This window comes from Streptomyces sp. NPDC087422, from assembly GCF_044744145.1.
In the GTDB taxonomy this organism is placed as follows: Bacteria; Actinomycetota; Actinomycetes; order Streptomycetales; family Streptomycetaceae; genus Actinacidiphila.
In genome coordinates this window covers 60,853-86,835 of record NZ_JBIUXT010000016.1, presented here as the reverse complement: position 1 = coordinate 86,835, position 25,983 = coordinate 60,853, and the positions used below count along the sequence as shown (strand labels likewise).

The following is a 25,983-nucleotide window of genomic DNA, read 5'->3' as shown; positions in this document are numbered from 1 at the left end:
CGAAACCTCACCGACGGCGGCCAGTGGTGTCCACCAGGGGTATGGGAGCGGGGTCACCACCTGAGAGAATGATGGACATGGCAACAGATCGCCCGCGCGCGCTTTCCGGTATCCAGCCCACCGCCGGTTCGTTCCACCTGGGGAACTACCTGGGGGCGATCCGCCAGTACGTGGCGCTCCAGGAGACGCACGACGCCTTCTACATGGTGGTCGACCTGCACGCGATCACCGTGCCGCAGGACCCGGCCGAGCTGCGGGCGAACACGCGGCTGGCCGCCGCCCAGCTCCTGGCCGCCGGGCTCGACCCGGACCGCTGCACGCTGTTCATCCAGAGCCATGTGCCCGAGCACGCCCAGCTCGGCTGGGTGATGAACTGCCTGACCGGCTTCGGTGAGGCGTCCCGGATGACGCAGTTCAAGGACAAGTCGGCCAAGCAGGGCGCGGACCGCTCGACGGTCGGCCTGTTCACGTATCCGATCCTCCAGGTCGCGGACATCCTGCTGTACCAGGCGGACGCGGTGCCGGTCGGCGAGGACCAGCGGCAGCACATCGAGCTGACCCGCGACCTGGCGGAGCGGTTCAACACGCGCTTCGGCCCGACCTTCACCATCCCGGCGCCGCACATCGTGCGAGAGGTCGCGAAGATCTACGACCTCCAGGATCCGACGGCCAAGATGAGCAAGTCGGCGGCGTCGCCGAAGGGCCTGGTCAATCTGCTGGACGAGCCGAAGACGTCGGCGAAGAAGTTCCGCAGCGCGGTGACGGACACCGGCACGGTCGTCAAATATGACGAAAGAGACAAGCCGGGCATCAGCAATCTGCTCACGATTCACTCCGCGCTCACCGGTACCGGAATTCCGGAACTCGAGGAGCGGTACGAGGGCAAGGGCTACGGTGCGCTGAAGACCGACCTCGCGGAGATCTTCGTGGAGTGGGTCACACCGTTCCGTGAGCGTACGCAGGAGTATCTGGGGGACCCGGAGACGTTGGACGCGGTGCTGGCGAAGGGTGCCGAGAAGGCACGCGCCGTGGCGGCGGAGACGCTGGCCGGGGCGTACGACCGGGTCGGGTTCCTGCCCGCCAAGCACTGAGTACGGTACGGGGCGGTACCGAGGACGATTTTTCTGCTCTCGCATGATTGTCCCGCATGATGGCTGTATGACCATGCGGGGTCATCGCGCGGGGGTGACCACGCGGCCGGCTGAACGGGGAAAGGGGTGAGCGCAGTGGGGACCTCCACGACCACCACGATCGGCGTGTCCATCGCGGTCCCGGAGCCGTACGGGCGCCTGCTCCAGGAGCGGCGCGCCGGTTTCGGCGATCCGGCGGCGTACGCGATCCCCACCCACGTCACGCTGCTGCCGCCCACCGAGGTCGACTGCGGCGCGCTTCCGGCGCTGCGCCGCCACCTCGCGCAGGTCGCCGCCGACGGCCGCCCCTTCCTGATGCGGCTGCACGGCACGGACACCTTCCGGCCGCTCTCCCCCGTGGTCTACGTCCGCCTCGCCGACGGCGGCGACGCCTGCGCCCAGCTCCAGGAGCAGGTCCGCTCGGGACCCGTCTCCCGCGAGCTCCAGTTCCCGTACCACCCGCACGTCACGGTCGCCCACGGCATCCCCGACCCCGCCATGGACCTGGCCCAGTCCGAGCTCGCCACCTTCTCCGCCGCCTGGACCGCGATCAGCTTCGCCCTCTACGAGCAGGGCGAGGACGGCGTCTGGCGCAAGATGCGCGAGTACCCCTTCGGCCGTGAGGGCCTCTCGGCCGTCCCGCACCAGCAGTCCGCCAAGGCCGCGACGCGGCTGTAACGGCGCCGCGGGGGCGGCCCGGCCGCGACTCCTGCCGCGCTTCGACCGCGCTTCGGCCGTAAGCCGGGCCCCGTCGGTCACATTCGGCCGCTTCCGTGCGACACATCAGCGCACCGCCCACCCACGGGCGGTGCGCTGATTCGTCAGGTCGGGCAGAAAGCCGGGAGTGATCATGGGTACGCGGACATCGGCCGTCACGTTCACGGAAGCGGTGGCGGCGGAGCGGCTGGAGCGGGCGGCGGAGGCTCTGGTGCTGCACGGCTTCGACGCGGAGATCCTCGACGACGTGGCCGCCGCGCGGGTCCGGGTGGGCGAGCTGATCCCGCCGGGCGCGAGCGTGTTCACCGGGGCCAGCGAGACGCTGCGGCTGTCCGGGATCGAGGAGGACATCAACGGGAGCAGGCGGTACGAGGCGGTCAAGCCGCGCGTGCTGGCCATGGACCGGGCGAGCGAGGCGGACGCGATCCGGCGGGCGCTGGCCGGTCCGGACGTCAGCGTCGGGAGCGTCGCCGCCGTCACCGAGACGGGGTCGCTGGTGATCGCGTCGGGCAGCGGGAGCCAGTTGCCCGGGTACGCGGGCGGGGCGGGGCGCGCGATCTGGGTGGTGGGCGCGCAGAAGGTCGTGCCGGACCTGGAGACGGCGCTGCGCCGGGTGGAAGAGCACTGCCTGCCGCTGGAGAGCGCCAGGACCATGGAGGTGCACGGCTGGCCGAGCACCGTGAACCGGCTCCTGGTCCTCAACGCGGAGTACGTGCCGGGGCGCGGCACCGTACTGCTGCTCCGCGAGCCCATCGGCTTCTGAGGCACCGCCCGTTGACGGCCGCTCCACGGCCGGTTGACGGCCGGTCCCCTGTCGGTCCACTGGCGCGCGGTATTGCCGACAACGTGTGTGCAAAAGGAGGCGGCGGCCGGGTTTAGGGTGAAGCGGAAACGCTTGGAGGCATGGCCAATTGGCGAATGTGAAGCAGGGCCGTTGCATTGTCGGATCGCGCGGGAGCGACCTCGCCAGGGCGCAAGTGCGTGAATATCTGGCGCCGTTGAGGGAGCGGTTTCCCGAGGTGACCTTCACGCACCGGGTGATCGTGGAGGGCGGCGACCGCGACCGGCGCTCACCGCTGGCCAACGTGTCGGCGGTGAGCGGCGGTTCGGCGTTCAGCACCGAGCAGGAGGCCGCGCTGGCACGCGGTGACGTGGATGTGGTCGTCCACTCCCTCAAGGACCTGCCGACGTCGAATCCGCCGGGCCTGACGCTGTTGCCGCCGCCGGGGCGGGAGGACGTGGCCGACGCGCTGTGCGGGGCGACACTCGCCGGGCTGCCGGAGGGGGCCAGGGTCGGTACGGGGGCGGCCCGCCGGACCGGCCAGCTCCTCGCCGTACGCCCTGACGTGCGGATCGTGCCGATTCGCGGCAACGTACCGCCGCGCCTGGAGAAGCTGGCGACCGAGGGGCTGGACGCGGTCGTGCTGGCCCTGGCGGGCCTGCGCCGCCTCGGTCTCGACGGCGCTGTGAGCGAGGTGCTGCCGCTCGACCTCTTCCCGCCGAGTCCGGGCCAGGGCGCCCTCGGCATCCAGATCCGCGCGGACGACACCGCCGTACGCGACCTGCTCGCCTGCGCCGGTGACGCCTCCGTCGACGCGCGGGTCCGCGCCGAACGCGCCTTCCTCGCCGAATTGCACGGCGGGTGCAGCGTTCCGGTCGGGGGTTACGCCGAATTGGACCCGGCCGGAAATCTGCGACTGTTCGGACAGGTCACGTCTCTCGACGGCAGGACGCAGATTTCCGCCACCGTCAGCGGTCCGGCGCAGCGGCCGGAAAGGCTCGGAAGGGAATTGGCCGCGGAACTCGTCGCGCGGGGCGCGCATTCCCTGCTCGACACGGCGCGCCACCCCGACGCGTGACGCGACTGGCGGCCGAACCGCCGCCCGGCGCGCGACGCGACCCGCGGCCGTACCGCCGCCCGGCGCGTGACCTGACCGGCGGCCGTGCCGCGCCTTACGCGCGGACCGCCGGGGACATCCGGCAGGAGACGCCGATCCGGTTCCAGGCGTTCATGGTGACGCACATGGCCAGGAGGCGGGGGAATTCGTCGGCGTCGAAGAGCCGGGCCGCCTCGTCGAAGACGGCGTCGGGGACGCCGTGGTCACCGAGGTGGGTGACGGCCTCGGCCAGGGCGAGGGCGGCGCGCTCGCGGGCGGTGAAGAAGGGCGTCTCGCGCCAGACGGTGACGCCGTACAGCTTCTGCTCGGTGAGGCCGAGGGCGCGGGCGTCGGCGCTGTGCTTGTCGACGCAGTAGGCGCAGCCGTTGAGCTGGGAGACGCGGACGCGGACGAGTTCGCGGACGGCGGGGTCGAGGCCGCGGGCGGCGGCCTTGTCGAGGGCGGCCATGGCCGCGTAGAAGTCGGGGGCCTTGTCGGTGAGGTCGATCCGGCGCGTGGGCGCGGGAACGGTAGCGGTGTCGTCGGTCGTCGTCGTCATGCCTCCACCGTAGGAGGAAAGTGGCTCCATGCCGTGGTCCACTTGGAGCATGAACGACTGGGCCACTCGCGGTGAGCGCGCCGCCGACTACGACCTGCTGCTCGACCTCCCCGCCGCGCGGGCCGCGGCGGGCGGCGGCGCGCGGGCCGGTCTTGAGCGGGCCCTGCGCGAGGCCGTGCGCGACGGCCGCCTCTCCCCTGGTACCCGCCTGCCGTCCAGCCGGGTGCTGGCCGGGGATCTGGGCCTCGCGCGCAATACGGTCGCGGACGCGTACGCGCAGCTCGTCGCCGAGGGGTGGCTGACCGCGCGGCAGGGCTCGGGCACGACGGTGGCGCCGCGCCCGGCCGCGGTCCCCGGCCGGGCGGAGCGCGCCCCCGTGCGCCGTACGCCCGTCGCCCCGGTCGAGCTGGTGCCGGACAACGCGACCGGCCTCCCGTACAGCCTGTGGCCCGGCTCGCCCGACCTGTCGTCCTTTCCGCGCGCCGCGTGGTCGGCGGCGGCGCGGCGGGCGCTGGCGGCGGCGCCGAACGAGGCGTTCGGGTACACCGACCCGCGCGGGCGGCCGGAGTTGCGGGCGGCGCTGAGCACGTATCTCGCGCGGGTGCGCGGGGTGCGGACCGACCCGGAGCACCTGATGATCTGCACGGGGTACGTGCAGGGCGTCGGTCTGCTGGCCCGCGCGCTGTACGGCCGGGGCGCCCGCCGGATCGCCGTCGAGGCGCTGGGCTTCCCGGACACGCGAACGCTGCTGCGCACGGCGGGACTTGAGACGGTGCCGCTGGACGTGGACGGCGACGGGGCGCGGGTGGACCGCCTGGACGGCTCGGCGCAGGCGGTGCTGCTGACCCCCGCGCACCAGTTCCCGACCGGTGTGCCGCTGTCCCCCGGGCGCCGGACGGCCGTCACGGGGTGGGCGCGGAGCACCGGCGCGGTGATCCTGGAGGACGACTACGACGGGGAGTTCCGCTACGACCGGCAGCCCGTCGGCGCCCTCCAGGGCCTCGCGCCCGGACACGTCGTGTACGCGGGCACGGCCAGCAAGAGCCTCGCGCCGGGCCTGCGGCTGGCGTGGCTCGCGCTGCCGCCGCACCTGCTGGACGCGGTCGTGCGCGAGAAGCGGATGGCCGACCACCACTCGCCGGTGCTCGACCAGTTGACCCTCGCCGAATTCATCGGATCGGGCGCGTACGACCGCCACGTACGCCGCATGCGCCTGCACTACCGCGCCCGCCGCGACCGCCTGGTGGCGGCCCTGGCCGAACACGCCCCCCACGTCCGGGTCTCCGGCATCGCCGCGGGCCTGCACGCCGTACTCGAACTCCCCCCGGAGACCGGCCCGTTGCAAGCCCTCGTGGACCGCGCCCACGCCCTCGGCCTGGCCCTCAGCGGCCTCCCCGTCTACGGCGCCCCCACCGCCCACGCCCCCACTTCCCTCGTCATCGGCTACGCCACACCCCCCGACCACGCCTTCTCCGGCGCCCTCTCCCGCCTGTGCGAGGTCCTGTCGCCCGGGTAAGTGGGCCGGCGGAGACGGGAGTCGGGGTCAGGCGGGGAGGGTGAGGAGGACCTCGTCGATGTCCTCACCGCGGGCGTTCGCGAAGCCGCGGTCGGTGCCGGTGGGGTGGAAGCCGCATTTGCGCAGGACGCGGATCGAGCCGGGGTTGTCGGCGGCGGCGCGGGCGTGCAGGGGGCGTTCGGGGGCGACGGCGAGGAGTTGGCGGAGGGCGGCGGTGGCGGCGCCGCGACCCCAGAACTCGCGGCCGATCCAGTACGTGACCTCGCGCTCCTCGGGCGGGCCGTAGACGGCGGCGTGGCCGACGACCGTACCGTCGGAGGCGGCGACGACCGTGCGGTTGACGACGCCGGGGGTGGCACGGACGCGGGCCCAGTGGGCGTGGAAGCGGGCGCTGTCCGACGGGTCCTCGGCGGTGAACGCGGCCATCCGTACCGCCTCGGGGTCCTGCATCTGAACGAAGAAGACGGGCAGGTCCGAGTCGCGTACCTCGCGCAGGATGACGTCCATGGGGCAAACGTAAGGGGCCCCGCACCAGGGCGGGACCCCTTACCGGCGGAAAAGAGGCGGGACTCAGATGAGGCCCAGCTCGCGCACGGCGGCGCGCTCCTCTTCCAGCTCCTTCACGGACGCGTCGATGCGCGCGCGCGAGAACTCGTTGATCTCCAGGCCCTGGACGATGTCGAAGGCGCCGTTCTTCGTGGTGACCGGGAAGGACGAGATGAGACCGGCCGGGACGCCGTAGGAGCCGTCGGAGACGATGCCCATGGAGGTCCAGTTGCCCTCCGCGGTGCCGTTGACCCAGGTGTGGACGTGGTCGAGGGCGGCCGACGCGGCGGAGGCGGCGGAGGACGCGCCACGCGCCTCGATGATCGCGGCGCCGCGCTTGGCGACGGTCGGGATGAAGGTGTCGGCCAGCCACTGCTCGTCGTTGACGACCTCGGCGGCGTTCTTGCCCGCGACCTCGGCGTGGAAGATGTCGGGGTACTGGGTCGCCGAGTGGTTGCCCCAGATGGTGAGCCGCTTGATCTCCGAGACCGGCACGCCGGTCTTCTTCGCGAGCTGCGCGACCGCGCGGTTGTGGTCCAGGCGGGTCATCGCGGTGAAGCGCTCGGCCGGTACGTCGGGGGCGGCGGACTGCGCGATGAGCGCGTTGGTGTTCGCCGGGTTGCCGACGACCAGGACCTTGATGTCGTCGGCCGCGTGGTCGTTGATGGCCTTGCCCTGCGGCTTGAAGATGCCGCCGTTGGCCTCCAGCAGGTCGCCGCGCTCCATGCCCTTGGTGCGGGGGCGGGCGCCGACCAGCAGCGCGACGTTGGCGCCGTCGAAGGCCACGTTCGGGTCGTCGGTGATGTCGATGCCCTGGAGGAGCGGGAAGGCGGCGTCGTCCAGCTCCATCGCGGTCCCCTCCGCGGCCTTCAGGCCCTGGGGGATCTCCAGCAGACGGAGCCTCACCGGCACGTCCGCGCCGAGCAGGTGGCCCGAGGCGATGCGGAAGAGGAGGGCGTAGCCGATCTGGCCTGCCGCTCCGGTGACGGTGACGTTGACGGGGGTGCGAGTCATTGCCTTCTCCTGGCCTTTTCCTGCGGGTACCTGGCATTGCCGCCCCGGCAGTGGCCCGAGCGGCCCCGGAACGTGACTCTCTCGTCGTCAAGAGAGCCGTCTGTCAGGCTATCGCGCGGCGGCGCCGCCGGTGACGCGAGGGCGTGTGGCCCCGGTCACCGGGAAGGCCGCCGGGTGACGTTCCCGTGCCGCGCGGGACCCGCGTCCGCGGGTTTGCGCGGTGCGCCGCGGGTCCGCGCGGTGCGCCGCGGGTCCGCGCGTCTCAGCCCTGGCCGCCCACGCAGAGGTTGACGACGAGCAGGCCGAGGCACAGGCCGCCGCGGCCGGTGGCGGTCGCGGTCGGGGACGGCGGACCGGTGGGCGTATCCGTAGGAGAAACGGTTCCTCCGGAGGCGGGCGCCGAAGGGGACCCGGTATCGGTCGGTACGGTGCCGGGAACGCCGCCGCTCGGCGCGCTGCCGGGGCCCGCGCCGTGGGTGGCCGTGGCACCGGGTGTTCCCGGCGGACCGGCGGACGGGGAGCCGTCGCCCGTCATCACCGTCACCGAGGGCTCGGCCGTGGGGGCGGTTCTTCCCGGCGCGCCGCCCGTGCCGGGCGACGTACGTGGCGCCGCGCCCTTCGCTCCCGGCGTCAGCGGCGCGCCCGCCCGGTCGGTCACCGTCGGCGCCGCCTCGGGCGCCGGGGCCCGCCCGGTGCTCGGGCCAGCCGCGAGCAGCACCGTCACCGCCGCGCCGATCGCCAGCACCCCCGCCGTACCGAACAGCAGCGCCCTGCGACGGCGGTTGCCCGGCAGACCCTCCTCCGGGCCCAGCGGGTCCAGCGGATCGGGATGCGGTACGGGTTTGCCCCGGCCCCTGTCGCCGGTGCCGGTCGCGGCCTTCTCCGCCAGCTTCCACAGCGCGCCGACCCGGTCGTAGTCCGCGCCGCTCGCCTGCGCCAGCACCTCCACCGCGTCCAGCGGCGGCAGTTGCCTGCCGTTGAGGTACTTCTCCCACGACTCCGCGGACTGCGCCGTGCGCGCCGCCAGCGCCGGGACTGTCAGGCCGCCGCGGTCCTTCATCCGGCGTAACTGCACGGCCAGCCGCCGCACATCCACCGGAATCCGCTCCGCCAACGGCTCCCACTGCCCCATCGTGCCCCCTATCTCAACGAGTCCCCCGCCGGGGGCAACGCTAGAACGGGTGTCCCCTTGTCGGGGGGACTTTCCGGACAGCCTCCCCGAACTCGTCCGGACCTGCTATTGCCGGGTGCCGGGCCCCGGCCGCCTCCGAGGCCAGCTCTTCGTCCGCGCCACCGCTGTCGCGGCCCAGCGCCCGCCCCGGGGGATGCGCCCCGCCAGGGGCGCGGGGAACTGCGCGAGCAACCCACCACCGGCCGGTGGTCGGGAAACAACCGGGCTGCCCCGCCGGGACCGGTGGCGACCTGCGCGGAGCGCCGTGGCTGGCCGCGCAGTTCCCCGCGCCCCCAAAAAGACCGGCCCGCCCCCCATACGAAAGAGGGCCCGCCCCGCCAGGGGCGCGAGGAACTGCGCGCGCAACCCACCACCGGCCGGAGGCCGGGAAACAACCGCACTGCCCCGCCGGGACCGGTGGCGACCTGCGCGGAGCGCCCACGCGGCCGCGCCCCCAAAGAACCTGGCCCCGCGTCAGCCCACCGTTCCGGGCTACCGCACCGAGAAGTGGATGATGTCCTCCAGGAACGGAATCCTGATCAGCGGATCCGGCTGCGCCATCAGCGCCAGCAGCACGATCGCGAGACCGAACAGCCCGTACGTGATCACATCAGTGAACCGGCTGCGGACCGCGAGCATGCCGACCGCCGTCACGCCCCAGCGCAGCGCGGCGCCGACCAGCAGCGACGCCCCGATCACGATCGTGCCCGCGCGGAAGGCGCCGGCCGCCGTGACGATCAGCCCGATGGCCGCGCCGCAGATGACCAGCAGGATCGGCCACTGCCGGGCGGGCGCGGGGGCGTCCTTGCCCGCCGCCCGGCCGCCGCCCTCGGGACGCGCGGTGGTCCTGCCGGGCCCGGCCTCGTGCCTGCCGTGCTCCCCGGTGAATCCGGCCGCCTGTCCGAGGGAGTGCCCAGAAGAGTGCCCGGCGGACGAGGGCGCGGGCACCGGCGCCGACGCCGGGCCCGAGCCGTTCTCACGGCCCTCCCCCGGCGTCCGGCCGGTCCCCGGCCCCCCGGCGCCGAAGTCCGCGGCCCCTGCCGCGGGACCCGGATCAGCCGGCATCGCCCGCGGCCCGCTCGGACGCCTCCACCACGTTCTGGAGGAGCAGCGCCCGCGTCATCGGGCCGACGCCACCGGGGTTCGGCGAGATCCAGGCGGCCACCTCGGCCACGCCCGGATGCACGTCGCCGACGATCTTGCCGTTCTCGTCGCGGCTCACGCCGACGTCCAGGACGGCCGCGCCCGGCTTCACGTCCTCCGGCTTGATGATGTGCGGCACACCGGCGGCGGCCACGACGATGTCGGCCTGCCGCAGATGCGCGGAGAGGTCACGAGTGCCGGTGTGGCACAAGGTGACCGTCGCGTTCTCCGACTTACGGGTCAGCAGCAGGCCGATCGAGCGGCCCACGGTGATGCCGCGGCCGACCACGACCACGTCGGCGCCGTTGATCTCCACGCCGTGGCGGCGCAGCAGCTCCACGATGCCGTTGGGAGTGCAGGGCAGCGGCCCGGTCTCGTTGAGTACGAGGCGGCCGAGGCTCATCGGGTGCAGCCCGTCCGCGTCCTTGGCCGGGTCCATCAGCTCCAGCACCCGGTTGGTGTCGATGCCCTTGGGGAGCGGGAGCTGCACGATGTAGCCGGTGCAGGCCGGGTCCGCGTTCAGCTCGCGGACGACCGCCTCGATCTCCTCCTGCGTGGCGGTGTCCGGGAGTTCACGCTGGATGGAGCCGATGCCCACCTGCGCGCAGTCGCGGTGCTTGCCCGCGACGTACCACTTGCTGCCCGGGTCGTCGCCGACCAGCAGCGTGCCGAGGCCGGGGGTGATCCCGCGGGCCTTCAGCGCCTTGACGCGTTCGGCGAGTTCGGACTTGATCGCGGCGGCGGTGGCCTTGCCATCGAGAATCTGGGCGGTCATGCCCGCCATTCTCGCGGATCGGACCCGCGCCGGACCAATCCGCCCCCGGCGCGAACCCCGCCTGGGTGTCACCTGAGCGCCGCCTGCGCCGTGCCCGGCCCCCGCCGACGCCCGCCGACGCCCGCCGACGCCCGGACGGGTGCCTCGACCGCTGCCCGGACCGCCGCACCGTGGAGGCACCGTCCCGACCTCGGTCCGACACCTCTGGTCCCTTGCGCGCCGGGGCACGGGGGCCCCACGATGTGGCCTCGTCCCCCGATTGGGCCAGTACGACGGATATACGACGGATGCGGTCCGGCCGCCGCCGTCCCGACCGGCCCTGTCGTCCCAGCCGCGCGCGTAAGGAAGCAGCACGTGAGCCAACCCCCCGGCCCTCCCGGCCCCGGAAACCCGTACGGCGGACCGTCCCAGCCGCCGCAGCAGCCGCCCTACGCGCAGAACCCGTACGGCCAGGGCGTCCCGCAGCAGCCGGGCCCGTACCAGCAGCAGCCCGGCGGCTACCTCGGATACCCGCAGCAACAGCAGCAGCCCGGCGGCTACGGCTACCCCGGCGGCGGCTACCCGGGCCAGGCGCCGTACGGCTACCCGCAGGGGAACCTGCCGCCCGGCATGCCCCCGCTGGCCGGTTGGGGCGCCCGGCTCGGTGCCACGCTGCTCGACGCGCTGATGTTCAACCTCGTACCGGGCGGGCTGGTCATCGCGGGCTACACCCAGATGTCCGTCAAGCTCGCCGACCGCTGGCAGGACTGCGACGACGCGGGCATCCCCCGCGACGCGTGCCCCAATCCGCACGTCTCCGGCGGTTCCGTCGCGCTGATCCTCATCGGCGGCCTGCTCAGCCTCGTCGCCATGCTCTTCCTCTGCTACCGCGAGGGCAGCACCGGGCAGACCCCCGGCAAGAAGATCGTCGGCATCCGCCTCCTGCGCGAACACGACGGCTCCACCCTCGGCTTCGGCCTCGCCTTCGGCCGCCGCCTGCTCCACGTCCTGGACGGCCTGCCGTGCTACCTCGGGTTCCTCTGGCCGCTGTGGGACGCGAAGAAGCAGACCTTCGCCGACAAGATGGTCCACACCGTGGTCATCAAGGACCAGTCCTGACCGACCCCGCGCTGACGCGGGGCCGCGTGCGCGGGGGGCGCGGGGAACCGCGCGGCCGGCCCCACCGGCCGGTGGTCCGAAGACCACCGGTCCGCCCCGCCGGGGCCGGTGGTGACGTGCGAGCACGTCACGGCCGGGCGCGCGGTCCCCGCGCCCTGTGAAGGATCGGCGTACCGCCAGGGTCCTAGTGGAAGAAGTGCCGCGTCCCCGTCAGGTACATCGTGACTCCCGCCTTGGCCGCCGCCTCGATGACGGCTTCGTCGCGGATGGACCCGCCCGGCTGGACGACGGCGGCGACCCCGGCGGCGGTGAGGACCTCGAGCCCGTCGGGGAACGGGAAGAAGGCGTCGGAGGCGGCGTAGGAGCCGGCGGCGCGCTCGGCCCCGGCGCGCTCGACGGCGAGCCTGGCGGAGTCGACCCGGTTGACCTGCCCCATGCCGACGCCGACCGTGGCGCCGCCCTTCGCGAGAAGAATGGCGTTGGACTTGACGGCGCGGCAGGCGCGCCAGGCGAAGGCAAGTTCGGCGAGCTGGGCCGCCGTCAGCGCGTCCCCGGTGGCGAGGGTCCAGGTCTCGGGGTCGTCGCCCTCGGCCTGGAAGCGGTCCTTGGCCTGGACGAGGAGGCCGCCCTCGATGGGCTTGTACTCGGTGACGGTCTCGGGCCCGTCGGCGCAGCGCAGGACGCGGATGTTCTTCTTGCGCGCGAGGATCTCGACGGCGCCGTCCTCGTACCCGGGAGCGACGATCACCTCGGTGAAGATCTCGGCGACCTGCTCGGCCATGGCCACCGACACGGGCCGGTTGACGGCGATGACGCCGCCGTACGCGGAGACCGGGTCGCAGGCGTGCGCCTTGCGGTGGGCGTCGGCGACGTCCGTGCCGACCGCGATCCCGCACGGGTTGGCGTGCTTGATGATCGCGACGCAGACGCCCTCGTGGTCGTACGCGGCACGGCGGGCGGCGTCGGTGTCGACGTAGTTGTTGTACGACATCTCCTTGCCGTGCAACTGCTCCGCCCCGGCCAGCCCCTTTCCGCTGCCGTCGCTGTAGAGCGCGGCGCCCTGGTGCGGGTTCTCGCCGTAGCGCAGCGTCTGCTGGAGGTCGTACGTCTGCCCGCTGAACTCGGGGAACTCCTCGTTGGACGCATAGCCGTCCAGGAACCAGGAGGCGACGGCCACGTCGTACGCGGCGGTGTGCTGGAACGCCTCGGCGGCGAGCCGCTTGCGGGCAGCGAGGTCGAAGCCGCCGTCGCGGACGGCGGCCAGGACGTCGGCGTACCGGTTCGGGCTGACGACGACGGCGACCGACGGGTGGTTCTTGGCGGCGGCGCGGACCATCGAGGGGCCGCCGATGTCGATCTGCTCGACGCACTCGTCGGGGCTCGCGCCCGAGGCGACGGTCTCCTTGAACGGGTAGAGGTTGACGACGACCAGCTCGAACGGCTCGACACCGAGTTCGGCGAGCTGCCGCTGGTGGTCGGGCAGGCGCAGATCGGCGAGGATGCCCGCGTGGACGCGCGGGTGCAGCGTCTTGACCCGGCCGTCCAGGCACTCGGGGAAGCCGGTCAGCTCCTCGACCTTGGTGACGGGGACGCCCGCGGCGGCGATCTTCGCGGCGGTCGACCCGGTCGACACCAGTTCCACCCCCGCCTCGTGCAGACCGCGGGCCAGGTCTTCGAGACCCGTCTTGTCGTAGACACTGATCAGCGCGCGACGGATGGGCTTATTCACCGACATGAACCTTTCGTCCCTCAATGCGGTAGCCGTGGCGCGCCAGGCGCCCCACGGTCTCGACGAGCAGTCGTCGCTCGACTTCCTTGATGCGCTCGTGGAGCGCGTCCTCCGTGTCGTCCGGCCGGACCTCGACCACGCCCTGGGCGATGACCGGGCCGGTGTCGACGCCGTCGTCGACGAAGTGGACGGTGCACCCGGTCACCTTGGCGCCGTACGCGAGCGCGTCGCGTACGCCGTGGGCGCCGGGGAAACTCGGCAGCAGCGCGGGGTGGGTGTTGATGATCCGGCCGCCGAACCTGGCCAGGAACTCCTTGCCGACGATCTTCATGAAGCCCGCGGAGACGACGAGGTCGGGCGCGTACCGCGCCGTGGCCTCGGCGAGCGCGAGGTCCCAGGCGGCGCGGTCCTCGTGGTCCTTGACGCGGACGACGAAGGTGGGCAGGCCCGCGCGGACGGCGCGGTCCAGGCCCGCGATGCCGTCGCGGTCGGCGCCGACCGCGACCACACGGGCCCCGGCCCCGTACGAGGGATCGGCCTCGATGGCGTCGAGCAGCGCCTGGAGATTGGTCCCGGAACCGGAGACGAGGACGACGAGACGGGCGGGGGTGGAGGCGTGTGCGGGCGCGGCCACTGGCGGTGCTCTCTCGTTTAGAGGATCGTACGAGTCGGAGGCCGATCGGATGACGGGGAACCCTACGAGGCCGCCGACCGTCAGCAACGATACCGGCACTCCCGGCGGCCCCCACGGGACGGGGGAGCGCGCGGACGGTAGCGTCTGCCGGGAGAGCGGCACTTCGCGCGCCCCGCACGCGGGCGTAAGTGACGCATCTGACAGGGATGGCACATCGTCGTACGGTCGTTGCAAGACGTCAGTACACGTCGGTACAAGCCGAAGAAGGAGTCGAGCCCAAGGGGATGGCGCATCACATCATGAGCAGCGGCCGTATTCGTCTCGCGCTGCGCGCGCCCGAGGGCGATCAGCAGGACAATCCCTTCGCGCCGCCGCCGGAGGGCGCGCCCGACCGTCCGTGGCAGCCGCGAGAGCAGCCCTCGGACGGTTCGTCGAAGGAGGGCTCGTCGGAAGGCTCGTCGGAGGGCTCGTCGGAAGGCGGCTCCGGGGACAAGCCGGAGGGTCCGCCCCCGCCGCCGCACGGCGCGCCCACCGCGTGGGGCCACGGGTGGAGCAATCAGCAGCCCCAGGGCGGACGCCCTGACCCGTTCGGACGCAGGCCGGAGCAGGGCGGCGGTCCCACCGGACCCGCGGGCAGCGGCCCGCGCTTCGACCCCACCGACCCCGCACAGCGGCGGTCGCGCTATTCGCTGGTCTGCGGCGGCTGGGGACTGATCTTCGCCCTCCTGGGCTGGACCCCGGTGGGGCTCCTGCTCGGCGCGCTCGCCCTCTACTGGGGGATCTCCGCGCTCCGCATGAGCCCGCAGGACCGGGCCAAGGCCCGCGCCGAGGCGGCCTCCGCCCTGGCCGACGCCACCCAGACGCCCCGGCCCGCCCCGCCCGCGCCCGGGCCCGACGCCCAGCGCTCCTTCGTCACCGCGGCCTGGAGCGGCATCATCACCAGTGCCGTGACGCTCGCGCTGGTCGTCACCACGTACTCCTTGCAGTACGCCTACCGCGATTACTTCACCTGCAAGAGCGACGCCCTCACCACGCCCGCGTCGCACTCCTGCCAGAATCTCCTCCCCAGCCCCCTCCGCGACTTCCCCGGCCTCCGCTGACCCCCTCCGGGGGGGGTGGCGCGTGAATTCGGGTCCCGTATCCGCCGAGCGTCCGCACGGTGGGGGCTGGTCGCGCAGTTCCCCGCGCCCCTACGGGGCTCGACCGCTTCTGCCGGGCCAGACGAAGGGCCTGCTTTTCAGGGGCGTGGGGAACTGCGCGGCGAGCCCCCACCGGGGGCGCGGGGGAGAACCGGCCCCGGCGGGGCAGACGCTGTGGGTTCTCGGGCTGAAAGCCCGGCGGGGGGCCTACTCGGGCCCGGGGTCCGGCTCGGGCCGGGGGACGACGGGGGCCGGGGCGGCGACCGGAGCAGGCGGCAGCGTCGGCATGGGCGGAACGGCCGGAGGAGGCGGCTCCGCAGGAAGAGGCGGTGGAACCGCAGGCACCGGGACCTCGGCGGACGCCGAAACGGCGCGGGTCGGCCGCAAGGCGGCGACACGGCACCGCACCGCGGGGCCGCACCGCCCCCAGAGCCCGCGCGCGGCGCGCGCGGTGGCGGCAGGCCAGCCGAGGGGCCGCAGGGCCCGGACCCAACCGGCCCAGGTCCGGGGACGGAAGACCGCGGCCCCGTCCCGGTGCCAGCGCAGCGCCACGGCCCCGGGCGCACCGAGCAGCAGCGTCCAGGCGAGCGCGGCGAGGCCGGTGGCCCACCAGGAGGGGCCGAAGGCGGCGAGGGTGACGGTGCCGAGGGGCCCGCCCGAAACGGCGGCGAGCAGCGCGAAGGCGACCCCGGTGACGAGGGCCGCCGCGGAGGCCACCGAGGCCGTACGCCGCAGGCTCCACGCGTCGGCGGCGCGCCCCACGGACCGGGCGACGAGAACCCCCGCGCAAACGGGCACGACGAGGGTGGCCCACCCGACGAACCCCCCGCTCCCCTCGTCCGGCAACGCGGCGAGCAGCGGAAATCCGGGCAGCGTCGGATAGCCGGAGGCCCCGGCGGGAGCGACCGCGCTGCCGACGCCGACGGCGAACCCCGGCCCGAGCGCGTACGAGGCCCCCCAGACGGCGAGGTTGGGGACGAGCGCGACCGCGACGAGCAGGACGGCGAGCTGTCCGGCCGGTGGCGCGCTGAGCTGCGCGAAGGTCCGCCCGGCGGCCCCGGCGTGCCACGCGAGGGCGGCGGCGCCGATGAGCGCGCCGCCGCCGATGACGACGCCCACCGCCGTCCCGGCGGCCCGCAGCGCGACGACGGCCTCCCGGCCGTACGGCCCGACCCGCGCGAGTGACGGCCGCCCGCACCCCGACCACGCCCCGGCGGCGGTCACGGCGGTCGCGAAGAGCGGCACGTAGAGCAGCGCGGCGAGGACGTCGACGCGGAAGGACCCGCCCGCGGCGTACGCGACGGCGCCGGACGCGGCGGCCAGGTATCCGCCGAGCAGCCAGCCCGCGGTGGCGGCCACCGTACGGACGTCGGCCGCGGGCCGCGGGCCGTCCTCGCCCCCGGCCGCCGTGCGGACCGCGGAGGCCGCGGCGCGGAAGAGCAGCCAGCCCGGCAGGGCGGTGAGCAGCAGCGGGGTCACACCGATGGGCGCGGCGGCGCCGGAGAGCGTCTCCGTACGGACCAGGTCGGCGCCCTGGGCCAGCAGCCACAGGGCGGCGCCGACGTGCAGGGCGCCGCCGAGGCCGCTGTCGGGGAAGGGCGAGGCGATCCAGAGCAGGAGGACGACGGCGCCGAGGACGCCGAGGCCGAGCCCGGCGGCGACCGCTCCCCCGGCGAACGCGGTGGCGCGTGCCGCCGCGACCCGCCGGGCAGCGGCCTCGGCGGACAGTGCCGCGATGCGATCGGTCGTATGGGTCACGGCGACCCATGGTGCCAACAACACCCGTTTCGCCCCGGCAGCGGGCGAAAAGTCGTCGTGTCGCACATGATGGGCGCTATGTGTCCTTTTTTCACACTGTCACATGTACGGGTATCCGTACGAGCACGGGTACGGCGTGACGGCTCGGGGTCGCCGCGGTGAGCGCCCGCAGGCGCACCGGCGGGACACAGTCACCGCCCAAGCCCGTACCGGCCAAGCAGAAGCCGACGTCGCGGCAGCGGCAGAAACCGCCGTCGTCCGGCGCGCCCGCACCTGCCGCGGACCCGGCTCCGTCCCAGAGCCCCGCGGGTCCCGCGCCCAAGAGACCGGCGCCCGAGGGGCCGGCCGCGAAGAGCCCGCCGTCCAAGAGCCCCGCGGCGAAGACCCCTCCGCCCACGGCTCCGGCGCGCAAGAGGCACCCGCGCTCTCCCGCGCCCACCCGTGAGCCGGTCGGTCTGGGCCGCGTGGCGGTCGTCGCCGCGCCCGTCGTGGCACAGGCCCCGACGGTGCTGCCCGGCCCGAGCCCCGAGGCCGCCTTCGACGCGCTGTACGCGCACTGCGCGGACCCGCTCGTGCGTCAGGTCCTGGTCCTGACCGGCAGTCCGCGGCTCGCCGACGACGCCGTGGCCCGCGCCTTCGACCAGGCGTGGCAGCGGTGGCCGGAGGTGGCGCGGGACGCCGATCCGGTCGGCTGGCTGCGCGCGAACGCCTACGCGTTCGCCCTCGCGCCCTGGCAGCGCTGGGTCCCGGCCCACCGCCGCGAACCCGCCGCCCCGGCCGCCCCCGCCCCCTTGGCGGCGGCCCTGCTGCGGCTGCCACCCGAGCACCGCCGCGCCCTGCTCCTCTACGACGGCCTCGGCCTCGATCTGCCCGGCACCGCCGCCGAGACCGAGTCCAGTACGCCCATCACCGCGGCACGCATCACCCACGCGCGGGCCGCCCTGACCACGGCGCTGCCGGAACTCTCCGAGGACGGCCAGCCCCTGTCCGTGGAACTCGGCGCGCTGCTCGCCGACGAGCAGGACGACGCCGCGCCCGCGCGTACCCGGAAACCGGCCGCCGTACGGGACGCGAGCGAGCGCGGTGTACGGCGGCGTACGGTCGCGGCCTTCGCCCTGACCGCCCTGATCGTGACGGCCACCGTCGTGACCATGGCGGTCGCGCCCGACCACAGCAAGCCGGTGCCGCCCCGGCACGCCCGCGAGGCGGGCCAGAACCGCGCCGACACCCCCGGCGCCCCGGGCCACGCCCCCTCCGACGACCCGGCGCGCGCGGCAGCGGACGCACGCACCGACGTACCCCCGCCCGTCCCGCCGCGCGTCCCCCCGGCCGCACACCGCAACCCCCGCCCCGGCCTACGGGACGGGCACGGGGCGCGACTCCGCCCGGACACCGGCAAACCGCCGCTGCCCTGAGGACTCGGCCGTAGGCGCGGTCCCGGCGGGGACGGCAGTGGCGAACCGCCGCTGGGCCGAGCTCCGTCCGCGCGACGCGGAAACGGCGCGGGTCCGGCCCCTTCCGAGGAAGGGAACCGGACCCGCGCCGGGTTGCGTGCCGAACCGACCGCAGGTCAGCCGGCCAGGATCGACCGCGCGAGGCGCGCCGTCTCGGACGGCGTCTTGCCGACCTTGACGCCCGCGGCCTCCAGGGCCTCCTTCTTGGCCTGCGCCGTGCCGGAGGAGCCGGAGACGATGGCGCCCGCGTGGCCCATCGTCTTGCCCTCGGGCGCGGTGAAACCGGCGACGTAGCCGACGACCGGCTTCGTCACGTTCTTCTCGATGAAGGCCGCGGCCCGCTCCTCGGCGTCGCCGCCGATCTCGCCGATCATGACGATCAGGTCGGTGTCGGGGTCGGCCTCGAACGCGGCGAGCGCGTCGATGTGCGTGGTGCCGATGATCGGGTCACCGCCGATGCCGACGGCGGACGAGAAGCCGATGTCGCGCAGCTCGTACATCATCTGGTACGTCAGGGTGCCGGACTTGGAGACCAGGCCGATGCGGCCGGGCTTGGTGATGTCGCCCGGAATGATGCCCGCGTTGGACTGGCCGGGGGTGATCAGGCCGGGGCAGTTCGGGCCGATGATCCGGGTCTTGTTGCCCTTGGCCTGGGCGAGCGCCCAGAACGCGGCGGAGTCGTGCACCGCGACGCCCTCGGTGATCACCACGGCGAGCGGGATCTCGGCCTCGATGGCCTCGACCACGGCGTCCTTGGTGAACTTCTCCGGGACGAAGATGACCGTCACGTCCGCGCCGGTGGCCTCGATGGCCTCCTTGACGGAGCCGAAGACCGGGACCTCGCCCTGGTCGAAGGAGACGGTGGTGCCCGCCTTGCGCGGGTTGACGCCGCCGACGATGTTCGTGCCGTCGGCGAGCATGAGCGTGGTGTGCTTCATGCCGGTGGCGCCGGTCATGCCCTGGACGATGACCTTGCTGTCCTTGGTCAGGAAGATAGCCATGGTTGTCGGTGTCCTCGTCCCTTACTTCGCAGCCAGCTCGGCGGCCTTGTCGGCCGCTCCGTCCATGGTGTCCACGCGCTGTACCAGCGGGTGGTTCGCGTCGGACAGGATCTTGCGACCCAGCTCCGCGTTGTTGCCGTCCAGGCGTACGACCAGCGGCTTCGTGACGTTCTCACCCTTGGACTTGAGCAGCTCCAGGGCCTGCACGATGCCGTTGGCGACCTCGTCGCAGGCGGTGATGCCGCCGAAGACGTTGACGAAGACGGACTTGACGTCCGGGTCGCCGAGGATGATCTCCAGGCCGTTGGCCATCACCTCGGCGGACGCGCCGCCGCCGATGTCCAGGAAGTTGGCGGGCTTCACGCCGCCGTGCGCCTCACCGGCGTAGGCGACGACGTCGAGGGTGCTCATGACGAGCCCCGCGCCGTTGCCGATGATGCCGACCTCGCCTTCCAGCTTCACGTAGTTGAGGCCCTTGGCCTTGGCCTTCGCCTCCAGAGGGTTGGCGGCGGCCTTGTCCTCGAGCGCCTCGTGCTCCGGCTGCCGGAACGCGGCGTTCTCGTCGAGCGAGACCTTGCCGTCAAGCGCGACGATCTTGCCCTCGCCGGTCTTGACCAGCGGGTTGACCTCGACCAGCAGGGCGTCTTCCTTGACGAAGACGGTCCAGAGCTGCTGGAGGACGGAGGCGACCTGGTCGGCGATGTCGGCCGGGAACTTCGCGGCGGCGACGATCTCGGCGGCCTTCTCCGGGGTCACACCCTCCAGGGCGTCGACCGGGACCTTGGCCAGCGCGTCCGGGTTCTCCTCGGCGACGACCTCGATCTCGACACCGCCCTCGACGGAGGCCATGGCGAGGAAGGTGCGGTTGGTGCGGTCCAGCAGGAAGGAGACGTAGTACTCCTCCTTGATGTCCGCGGTCTCGGCGAGCATCACCTTGTGGACCGTGTGGCCCTTGATGTCCATGCCCAGGATCGCGTCGGCCTTGGCCACCGCGTCGGCCGGGTCGGCGGCCAGCTTCACGCCACCGGCCTTGCCGCGGCCGCCCACCTTGACCTGAGCCTTGACGACCGCACGGCCGCCCAGTCGCTCCGCCACCTCGCGCGCCGCCTCAGGCGTGTCGATGACTTCACCGGCCAGCACCGGTACACCGTGCTTGGCGAAGAGGTCCCTCGCCTGGTACTCGAACAGGTCCACGCGCGTCCGTCTCCCTTTTCCCTGGTTTCCAGGGTTCCTGGTTTCCCTGGAATTCAGCATTTCGCAAGCTGCTGCCGCCTGATGTGTGCGGCGCTGCGTGCGTTTCTGCCTGATCTGCCTGGGCGTGCCGCTACGGGCAGGGCGACTGCACTGTCACAAGGGAAGCGCACACGGTGACCGAGTACGCGGCATGTCCGTCTCGCAGGTTATCGCCGAGGGCGGTGACGGGCTAAATCGCAGATCACATGTGGGCGGTGAGAACGGTCACAGATCACCGTCCGAGTCCGTTCCCGATCGTCGTTCACGCCTCCGGTATCGGAATCGGGCGTTTCTCGATCGCCGCTGCCATCACATCGGGAAAGAGGTCGGGGGTGCAGGCGAACGCGGGAGCGCCGAGGGCGGCGAGCGCGGCGGCGTGGTCGTGGTCGTAGGCGGGCGCGCCCTCGTCGGACAGCGCGAGCAGCGCCACGAACTGGACGCCGGCCGCCTTCATGGCCGCCACCCGCTTCAGCATCTCGTCGCGGATACCGCCCTCGTAGAGATCGCTGATCAGTACGACGACGGTTTCGGCCGGACGGGTGATCAGGCCCTGGCAGTACGCGAGCGCCCGGTTGATGTCGGTGCCGCCGCCGAGCTGGGTGCCGAACAGCACGTCCACCGGGTCGTCCAGCTCGTCGGTGAGGTCGACCACGGCGGTGTCGAAGACGACGAGCTTGGTGGCGATCGAGCGCATCGAGGCCAGGACGGCGCCGAAGACGGACGCGTAGACGACGGAGGCGGCCATCGAACCCGACTGGTCGATGCAGAGGACGACGTCCTTCTTCACCGCCTGGTCGGCGCGGCCGTAACCGATCAGCCGCTCGGGCACGACGGTGCCGTGCTCGGGCAGGTAGTTCTTGAGGTTGGCGCGGATCGTGCGGTTCCAGTCGATGTCCCGGTGCCGGGGGCGGCTGACCCGCGCCGAGCGGTCGAGCGCGCCGGTGAGGGTGGCGCGGGTCCGGGTGGCGAGCCGCTTCTCCAGGTCGTCCACGACCTTGCGGACCACCATCCGCGCCGTCTCCTTGGTGGTGTCGGGCATCGCCTTGTTCAGCGACAGCAGCGTGCCGACCAGGTGCACGTCGGCCTCCACGGCCTCCAGCATCTCCGGCTCCAGCAGCAGCGCCGACAGCCCGAGCCGGTCGATCGCGTCCCGCTGCATCACCTGGACGACGGAGCTGGGGAAGTACGTACGGATGTCGCCGAGCCAGCGGGCCACTTGCGGCGCGGAGCCGCCGAGGCCCGCCGAACGGTCGGCCCCGCGCCCCGAGGCGCTGCCCGTGCCGCCGTACAGCGCGCCGAGAGTACGGTCCATCGCCGCGTCCCTGCCGGTCAGTTCGCACCCGGTGCCGTCGGCGCCCCCGCCGCCGAGCACGAGCCGCCAGCGGCGCAGCCGCTCATCGGTGTCAGTCATCTGCCTGGTCCCCCTCGTTGGTCAGCCTGGCGGCGAGATCGGTCGTGGTGGTCGTGCCCAGCAGCAGCCGGACGGTGTGCAGGACGGCGTCGGCGCGGGCCGCGTCGAGGCCGGTGCCGAAGCCGGGCAGGCCCGGGTCCGACGCGGTGGCCGGGCGGCGCGCCGCCGAGGGGCCGCGCCGCACCAACTCCCCCACGCTGCGCCGCACTCCGGTCTCGAAGTCCGCGAAGGTCCGCCGCAGCAGAGGCAGCACGTCGTTGAACGCCGTCGCCGGTACGGCCGCCAGCCAGCCGTCGACCAGCGCCAGCAGCCGCTCGTCGTGCACCAGCAGCATCCCGCCGCCGGACAGGAACCCCTCGATCCACGCGGCCCCCTCCGCGGGCCCCGTCCCCGGCGACAGCGCCAGCCCCATCAGCCGCGCCGCGTCCTCCGCCTCGATCCGCCCGTCGTCCATGAGCAGCCGCGTCGCGGCCCCCCGCAGCAGCCCGGGTATCGCCCCGTCCCGCTCGGCCAACCCCCGCAGCGTCCCCGCCCACCGCTCCCGAAGGTCCCCCCCAGAAGCATCCCGCCGCCCCTGCGGGCTGGCCCCGGAGACCAGCGCGCGCCCGGAGGCGGGTGCGGTGCCGGAGGCGGGTGCGGGGCCGGAGGCGGGTGCGCTGCCGGAGGCGGGTGCGGGTGCGGTGCCGGAGGCGGGTGCGGGTGCGGGTGCGGTGCCGGAGGCGGGCTCGGAGGCGGGTGCGGGTGCGTCCGTCTGCGCTGGGCCAACCGCCGGTCCTGGGCCGACCGCAGGGTGCGGGGCCGGGGAGGGGAGGAGGCCGATCGCGCGGTGGACCTCGTCCATGTGGGTGCGCAGCGCCGCCGCGCCGTCGGCGTCGAGGCCGACGCAGGCCGGGGGGAAGCCGACGCAGATACGGGAGGCCAGGCCCTCCGCGACCTCGCCGAGGGCGGCGGAGTCGGTGCCGCGGACGTCGCCGTACCGGACGGCACGGACCAGCGCGGGCAGCGCGGCGGCGAGGTGGGAGACGTCGGCGTCGAGCGCGGCGCGGTCGGCGAGGACGCGCATGACGACGGGGAGCGCGTCGGACAGCCCGGCGAGCAGGCACTGTTCGGCGACCGAGGTGACGGCGGCCAGCGCGTCGCTGTGCACGGCGGCGTCCTCGGCCTTGGCCGTGGCGGCCGACCCCACGGTGGTGCCCCAGATCCCGGCCTCGGCGATCCGTACCGCCAGCTCCGGCTCCCAGCGCAGCCGCCACGTCTCACGGAAGGTGCCCTTGCCGTGCCGGGCGGCGGCCGGTTCGCCCCAGCCGATGCCGAGCATCGTCAGCCGGTGCAGCAGGCGGCTGCGGCCCGCGTCCATCTCCTTGCGCAGGTCCAGCTCCAGCTCCTTCTCCAGCGCCTCGGGCTTGAGCCGGAGCCTGCGCTGCTCGCGGGCGAGGTCACGGGCGAGCGGCACCGCGGGCGCGTCCGGCGGGACTTCACCGAGCACGTCGCCGACGACCAGCCGGTCCTGGATCAGGGCGAGCGGCACGTCGGAGCCGTCGCACATCACCGCGCGGACCGCGTCGGTGGTCTCGCCGAGACCGGCCAGCGGGCGGCCCCGCATCGCGGCGAGCGTGTCGGCCAGCCGTACCGCCTCGATGACGTGGGCCGAGGAGACCGGCAGGTCCTCCTCCCTGAGCAGCCCCGCCACCTTCGTCATCCAGCGGGTCACCGGGCGGTCCCGCGCGGTGAACAGGTGCCGGTACCAGCCCGGCGAGTCGATGCCCGCGCCGTATCCGCTGGCCCTGGCCAGCCGCCGGTGGGTCCACGGCACCCAGGTCGTCTCGACCTTCGCCTTGGGCAGGCCCTTGAGGAGCTGCCGGTCGGCGGTGGCCGTCGTCCGCTCGGTGAGGGCGGGCACGTGCCAGGCGCCGCAGACCACCGCCGTCCGCTCGTACGCCTTGCGCGCCTCGCGGACCCGCAGCCGCATGTGGGCCTCGCGCAGCGGGTCCTGGGCGTGGCCGCCGTCGCCGTAGGTCTCGCGGATCGCCGCCATGGCCTCGGCGAGCGCCGCGAAGGGGACGAGCGGGTCGCCGTCGCCGTCCGCCGTGCCGCCGCGGTGCTCGACCGCGTCCTCCCACCAGCGCTCCGGGTCGTCGTACCCGGCTGCCCTGGCGAGGACGGCCAGCGGGTCGATCCGCGCGGCAGCCGCCGCCCCGCCGTCGTCCCTATCCCCTCCGGCCGCCTCCTCCTCGGCGGGCTGCTGCCCTTCCTCTCCTTCTCGCACCGGCCCCCGTACCGGCCCTTCCGGGTCCGGGCCGCCGGACGCGGCCTCCTCTTCCTCCGCGGCGGCGCGCAGCGCGAGGGTGTGCGCGGCCGGGAGGTCGATGAAGCGGACGTCGGCGCCCGCCTGCGCGGCCCACCGGATCGCCACCCACTCGGGCGAGAATTCGGCGAAGGGCCAGAACCCGGCCCGCGCCGGGTCGTCCACCACGTGCGCCAGCAGCGCGACGGGCGGGCGCATCGCGGGGTCGGCGGCCAGCGCGAGCAGCGCGTCGGCCTCCGGCGGCCCCTCGATGAGCACGGCCTGCGGCCGGTACGCGTCGAGCGCGGCCCGCACCGCCCGCGCGGACCCGGGCCCGTGGTGCCGGACCCCGAGCAGTACGAGGTCGTCGCCGTAGTGGCCGCCCGCACCGCCGCGGACGACGGCGGCGGGCACCGCCCCGGCCCGGAGTCCTTCCGCCGTGCGGTCCTCCGGCCCGCTTCCGGCCGCCGTCGCACCGTCCTCCGCGCGACCGGGCGCCGCCGTACTGTCAGCCGTCCGCGTGCCGCCCGCCGCGCGGTCACCCGTCGTCGTGCCGCCGATGGCGGCGTCCATGACCGTCATGCCGACACCTCACGGCAGGCGCGGTAGAAGTCCTTCCAGCCGTCCCGCTCGCGGACGACCGTCTCCAGATACTCGTGCCAGATCAGCCGGTCGGCGGCCGGGTCGCGGACGACCGCGCCGAGGATGCCCGCGGCGACGTCACCGGCCCGCAGCACGCCGTCCCCGAAGTGGGCCGCGAGCGCGAGGCCGTTGGTGACCACGGAGATCGCCTCGGCCGTGGAGAGCGTGCCCGAGGGGGACTTGAGCTTGGTGCGGCCGTCCTCGGTGACGCCGCCGCGCAGTTCGCGGAAGACGGTGACGACCCGGCGGATCTCGGTGGCGCCCTCCGGGGCGGCCGGGAGGTCGAGGCCGCGGCCGAGCTGGTCGACCCGGCGGGAGACGATGTCGATCTCGTCCTCGGCGGAGGCGGGCAGCGGCAGCACGACCGTGTTGAAGCGGCGGCGCAGCGCGCTGGAGAGGTCGTTGACCCCGCGGTCGCGGTCGTTGGCGGTCGCGATGAGGTTGAAGCCGCGTACGGCCTGTGTCTCGGCGCCCAACTCCGGTATCGGCAGGGTCTTCTCGGACAGGATCGTGATCAGCGAGTCCTGGACGTCCGCCGGGATGCGGGTCAGCTCCTCGACGCGCGCGAGCCGGCCCTCGGCCATCGCCCGCATGACGGGGCTGGGCACCAGCGCGTCCCTGCTGGGGCCGTTGGTGAGGAGCTGCGCGTAGTTCCACCCGTAGCGGATGGCCTCCTCGGGGGTGCCCGCGGTGCCCTGCACCAGCAGTGTCGAGTCGCCGCTGATCGCGGCGGCGAGGTGTTCCGACACCCAGGTCTTCGCGGTGCCCGGCACGCCGAGCAGCAGCAGCGCCCGGTCGGTGGCGAGCGTGGTCACGGCCACCTCGACGATCCGCCGCGGGCCCACGTACTTCGGTGTGACGACCGTGCCGTCGGGCAGTGTCCCGCCGAGCAGGTAGGTGGCCACGGCCCAGGGCGAGAGATTCCACCGGGCGGGGCGCGGCCGGTCGTCCGCCGCGGCGAGCGCCTTGAGCTCGTCCGCGAACGCGTCCTCCGCGTGCGGCCTCAGGGCCTGCTCGGCGCCGGTGCCGCTGTCGGTCTCGGCACCCGTCGTACCGGTCATGGCTCTCCCCCACTCATCCGTCGGACCCGCGTGGTCCGAGCTGTTCTCCACGATGCACCCGACCACTGACAATCGGTCACAGCGCGCGATC

General features: G+C 73.9%; 22 protein-coding genes. 8 read left to right on the top strand and 14 right to left on the bottom strand.

Features of this window, described 5'->3' with window-relative positions:
* Window positions 1-77: 77 nt before the first annotated feature.
* The 4 genes from trpS to hemC all read left to right on the top strand — a co-directional run bounded on the left by trpS (window position 78) and on the right by hemC (window position 3,706).
* Window positions 78-1,091, top strand: a complete 1,014-nt coding sequence (gene trpS / locus ACIO6U_RS33610; protein ID WP_355336855.1) for a tryptophan--tRNA ligase — start codon at window positions 78-80, stop codon at window positions 1,089-1,091.
* Window positions 1,092-1,226: 135 nt separating this feature from the next.
* Window positions 1,227-1,808 (top strand): 2'-5' RNA ligase family protein, encoded by a 582-nt coding sequence (locus tag ACIO6U_RS33605; protein ID WP_355336854.1) that lies wholly within the window; start codon window positions 1,227-1,229, stop codon window positions 1,806-1,808.
* Window positions 1,809-1,980: 172 nt separating this feature from the next.
* Window positions 1,981-2,610, top strand: a complete 630-nt coding sequence (locus tag ACIO6U_RS33600) for an LUD domain-containing protein (protein ID WP_401724930.1) — start codon at window positions 1,981-1,983, stop codon at window positions 2,608-2,610.
* Window positions 2,611-2,767: 157 nt separating this feature from the next.
* On the top strand, window positions 2,768-3,706 hold the full coding sequence (hemC, locus tag ACIO6U_RS33595) for a hydroxymethylbilane synthase (protein WP_401725036.1): 939 nt from the start codon (window positions 2,768-2,770) through the stop codon (window positions 3,704-3,706).
* Window positions 3,707-3,800: 94 nt separating this feature from the next.
* Here hemC and ACIO6U_RS33590 read toward each other — a convergent pair whose 3' ends face one another.
* Window positions 3,801-4,283: a carboxymuconolactone decarboxylase family protein gene (locus ACIO6U_RS33590; protein ID WP_401724928.1), complete on the bottom strand. Its 483-nt coding sequence runs from the start codon at window positions 4,281-4,283 to the stop codon at window positions 3,801-3,803.
* A 28-nt stretch (window positions 4,284-4,311) separates the two neighbouring features.
* Between ACIO6U_RS33590 and ACIO6U_RS33585 the strand changes: the two genes are divergently transcribed.
* Complete coding sequence (locus tag ACIO6U_RS33585; protein WP_401724925.1) at window positions 4,312-5,799, top strand: PLP-dependent aminotransferase family protein; 1,488 nt, start codon at window positions 4,312-4,314, stop codon at window positions 5,797-5,799.
* Between the two features lie 27 nt (window positions 5,800-5,826).
* Here the strand turns inward: ACIO6U_RS33585 and ACIO6U_RS33580 are convergent, their stop codons facing one another.
* The 5 genes from ACIO6U_RS33580 to ACIO6U_RS33560 all read right to left on the bottom strand — a co-directional run bounded on the left by ACIO6U_RS33580 (window position 5,827) and on the right by ACIO6U_RS33560 (window position 10,448).
* Window positions 5,827-6,306, bottom strand: a complete 480-nt coding sequence (locus tag ACIO6U_RS33580) for a GNAT family N-acetyltransferase (RefSeq protein WP_391050479.1) — start codon at window positions 6,304-6,306, stop codon at window positions 5,827-5,829.
* A 63-nt stretch (window positions 6,307-6,369) separates the two neighbouring features.
* Window positions 6,370-7,359 carry a malate dehydrogenase gene (locus ACIO6U_RS33575; protein ID WP_401724921.1) on the bottom strand — a complete coding sequence of 330 codons (990 nt, stop codon included), beginning with the start codon at window positions 7,357-7,359 and terminating at the stop codon, window positions 6,370-6,372.
* A 262-nt stretch (window positions 7,360-7,621) separates the two neighbouring features.
* Window positions 7,622-8,491 carry a helix-turn-helix domain-containing protein gene (locus ACIO6U_RS33570; RefSeq protein WP_401724918.1) on the bottom strand — a complete coding sequence of 290 codons (870 nt, stop codon included), beginning with the start codon at window positions 8,489-8,491 and terminating at the stop codon, window positions 7,622-7,624.
* A 531-nt stretch (window positions 8,492-9,022) separates the two neighbouring features.
* Entirely contained in the window at window positions 9,023-9,595 is a 573-nt protein-coding gene (locus ACIO6U_RS33565) for a DUF3017 domain-containing protein (protein ID WP_401724916.1), read from the bottom strand.
* Window positions 9,585-10,448, bottom strand: a complete 864-nt coding sequence (locus tag ACIO6U_RS33560; RefSeq protein WP_401724913.1) for a bifunctional methylenetetrahydrofolate dehydrogenase/methenyltetrahydrofolate cyclohydrolase — start codon at window positions 10,446-10,448, stop codon at window positions 9,585-9,587. Before ACIO6U_RS33560 ends, ACIO6U_RS33565 begins: the two co-directional genes overlap by 11 nt.
* Before the next feature lie 354 nt (window positions 10,449-10,802).
* On the opposite strand from ACIO6U_RS33560, the gene ACIO6U_RS33555 reads away from it, so the two are divergent.
* Window positions 10,803-11,546, top strand: a complete 744-nt coding sequence (locus ACIO6U_RS33555; RefSeq protein WP_401724911.1) for an RDD family protein — start codon at window positions 10,803-10,805, stop codon at window positions 11,544-11,546.
* Between the two features lie 184 nt (window positions 11,547-11,730).
* Here the strand turns inward: ACIO6U_RS33555 and purH are convergent, their stop codons facing one another.
* Both purH and purN read right to left on the bottom strand, forming a co-directional pair.
* Entirely contained in the window at window positions 11,731-13,281 is a 1,551-nt protein-coding gene (purH, locus tag ACIO6U_RS33550; protein ID WP_401724908.1) for a bifunctional phosphoribosylaminoimidazolecarboxamide formyltransferase/IMP cyclohydrolase, read from the bottom strand.
* Entirely contained in the window at window positions 13,268-13,909 is a 642-nt protein-coding gene (gene purN / locus ACIO6U_RS33545) for a phosphoribosylglycinamide formyltransferase (RefSeq protein WP_355336844.1), read from the bottom strand. Before purN ends, purH begins: the two co-directional genes overlap by 14 nt.
* A 284-nt stretch (window positions 13,910-14,193) precedes the next feature.
* On the opposite strand from purN, the gene ACIO6U_RS33540 reads away from it, so the two are divergent.
* Window positions 14,194-15,009: a hypothetical protein gene (locus tag ACIO6U_RS33540; protein ID WP_401724905.1), complete on the top strand. Its 816-nt coding sequence runs from the start codon at window positions 14,194-14,196 to the stop codon at window positions 15,007-15,009.
* Between the two features lie 246 nt (window positions 15,010-15,255).
* On the opposite strand, the gene ACIO6U_RS33535 is transcribed toward ACIO6U_RS33540, so the two are convergent.
* A complete protein-coding gene (locus ACIO6U_RS33535) occupies window positions 15,256-16,806 on the bottom strand; it encodes a DUF6350 family protein (RefSeq protein WP_401724902.1) in 1,551 nt (516 codons plus the stop codon).
* Window positions 16,807-16,964: 158 nt separating this feature from the next.
* Here ACIO6U_RS33535 and ACIO6U_RS33530 point away from each other — a divergent pair, with 158 nt between their 5' ends.
* Window positions 16,965-18,221 (top strand): hypothetical protein, encoded by a 1,257-nt coding sequence (locus ACIO6U_RS33530; RefSeq protein WP_401724901.1) that lies wholly within the window; start codon window positions 16,965-16,967, stop codon window positions 18,219-18,221.
* Between the two features lie 155 nt (window positions 18,222-18,376).
* Here the strand turns inward: ACIO6U_RS33530 and sucD are convergent, their stop codons facing one another.
* The 5 genes from sucD to ACIO6U_RS33505 all read right to left on the bottom strand — a co-directional run bounded on the left by sucD (window position 18,377) and on the right by ACIO6U_RS33505 (window position 25,892).
* Entirely contained in the window at window positions 18,377-19,261 is an 885-nt protein-coding gene (gene sucD, locus ACIO6U_RS33525) for a succinate--CoA ligase subunit alpha (protein WP_355336840.1), read from the bottom strand.
* Window positions 19,262-19,282: 21 nt separating this feature from the next.
* Window positions 19,283-20,455: an ADP-forming succinate--CoA ligase subunit beta gene (gene sucC, locus ACIO6U_RS33520; protein ID WP_355336839.1), complete on the bottom strand. Its 1,173-nt coding sequence runs from the start codon at window positions 20,453-20,455 to the stop codon at window positions 19,283-19,285.
* 301 nt (window positions 20,456-20,756) lie between these two features.
* Complete coding sequence (locus ACIO6U_RS33515; RefSeq protein WP_355336838.1) at window positions 20,757-21,905, bottom strand: VWA domain-containing protein; 1,149 nt, start codon at window positions 21,903-21,905, stop codon at window positions 20,757-20,759.
* On the bottom strand, window positions 21,898-24,771 hold the full coding sequence (locus ACIO6U_RS33510; RefSeq protein ID WP_401724896.1) for a DUF5682 family protein: 2,874 nt from the start codon (window positions 24,769-24,771) through the stop codon (window positions 21,898-21,900). Before ACIO6U_RS33510 ends, ACIO6U_RS33515 begins: the two co-directional genes overlap by 8 nt.
* On the bottom strand, window positions 24,768-25,892 hold the full coding sequence (locus ACIO6U_RS33505) for an AAA family ATPase (protein WP_355336836.1): 1,125 nt from the start codon (window positions 25,890-25,892) through the stop codon (window positions 24,768-24,770). Before ACIO6U_RS33505 ends, ACIO6U_RS33510 begins: the two co-directional genes overlap by 4 nt.
* Window positions 25,893-25,983 lie beyond the last annotated feature (91 nt).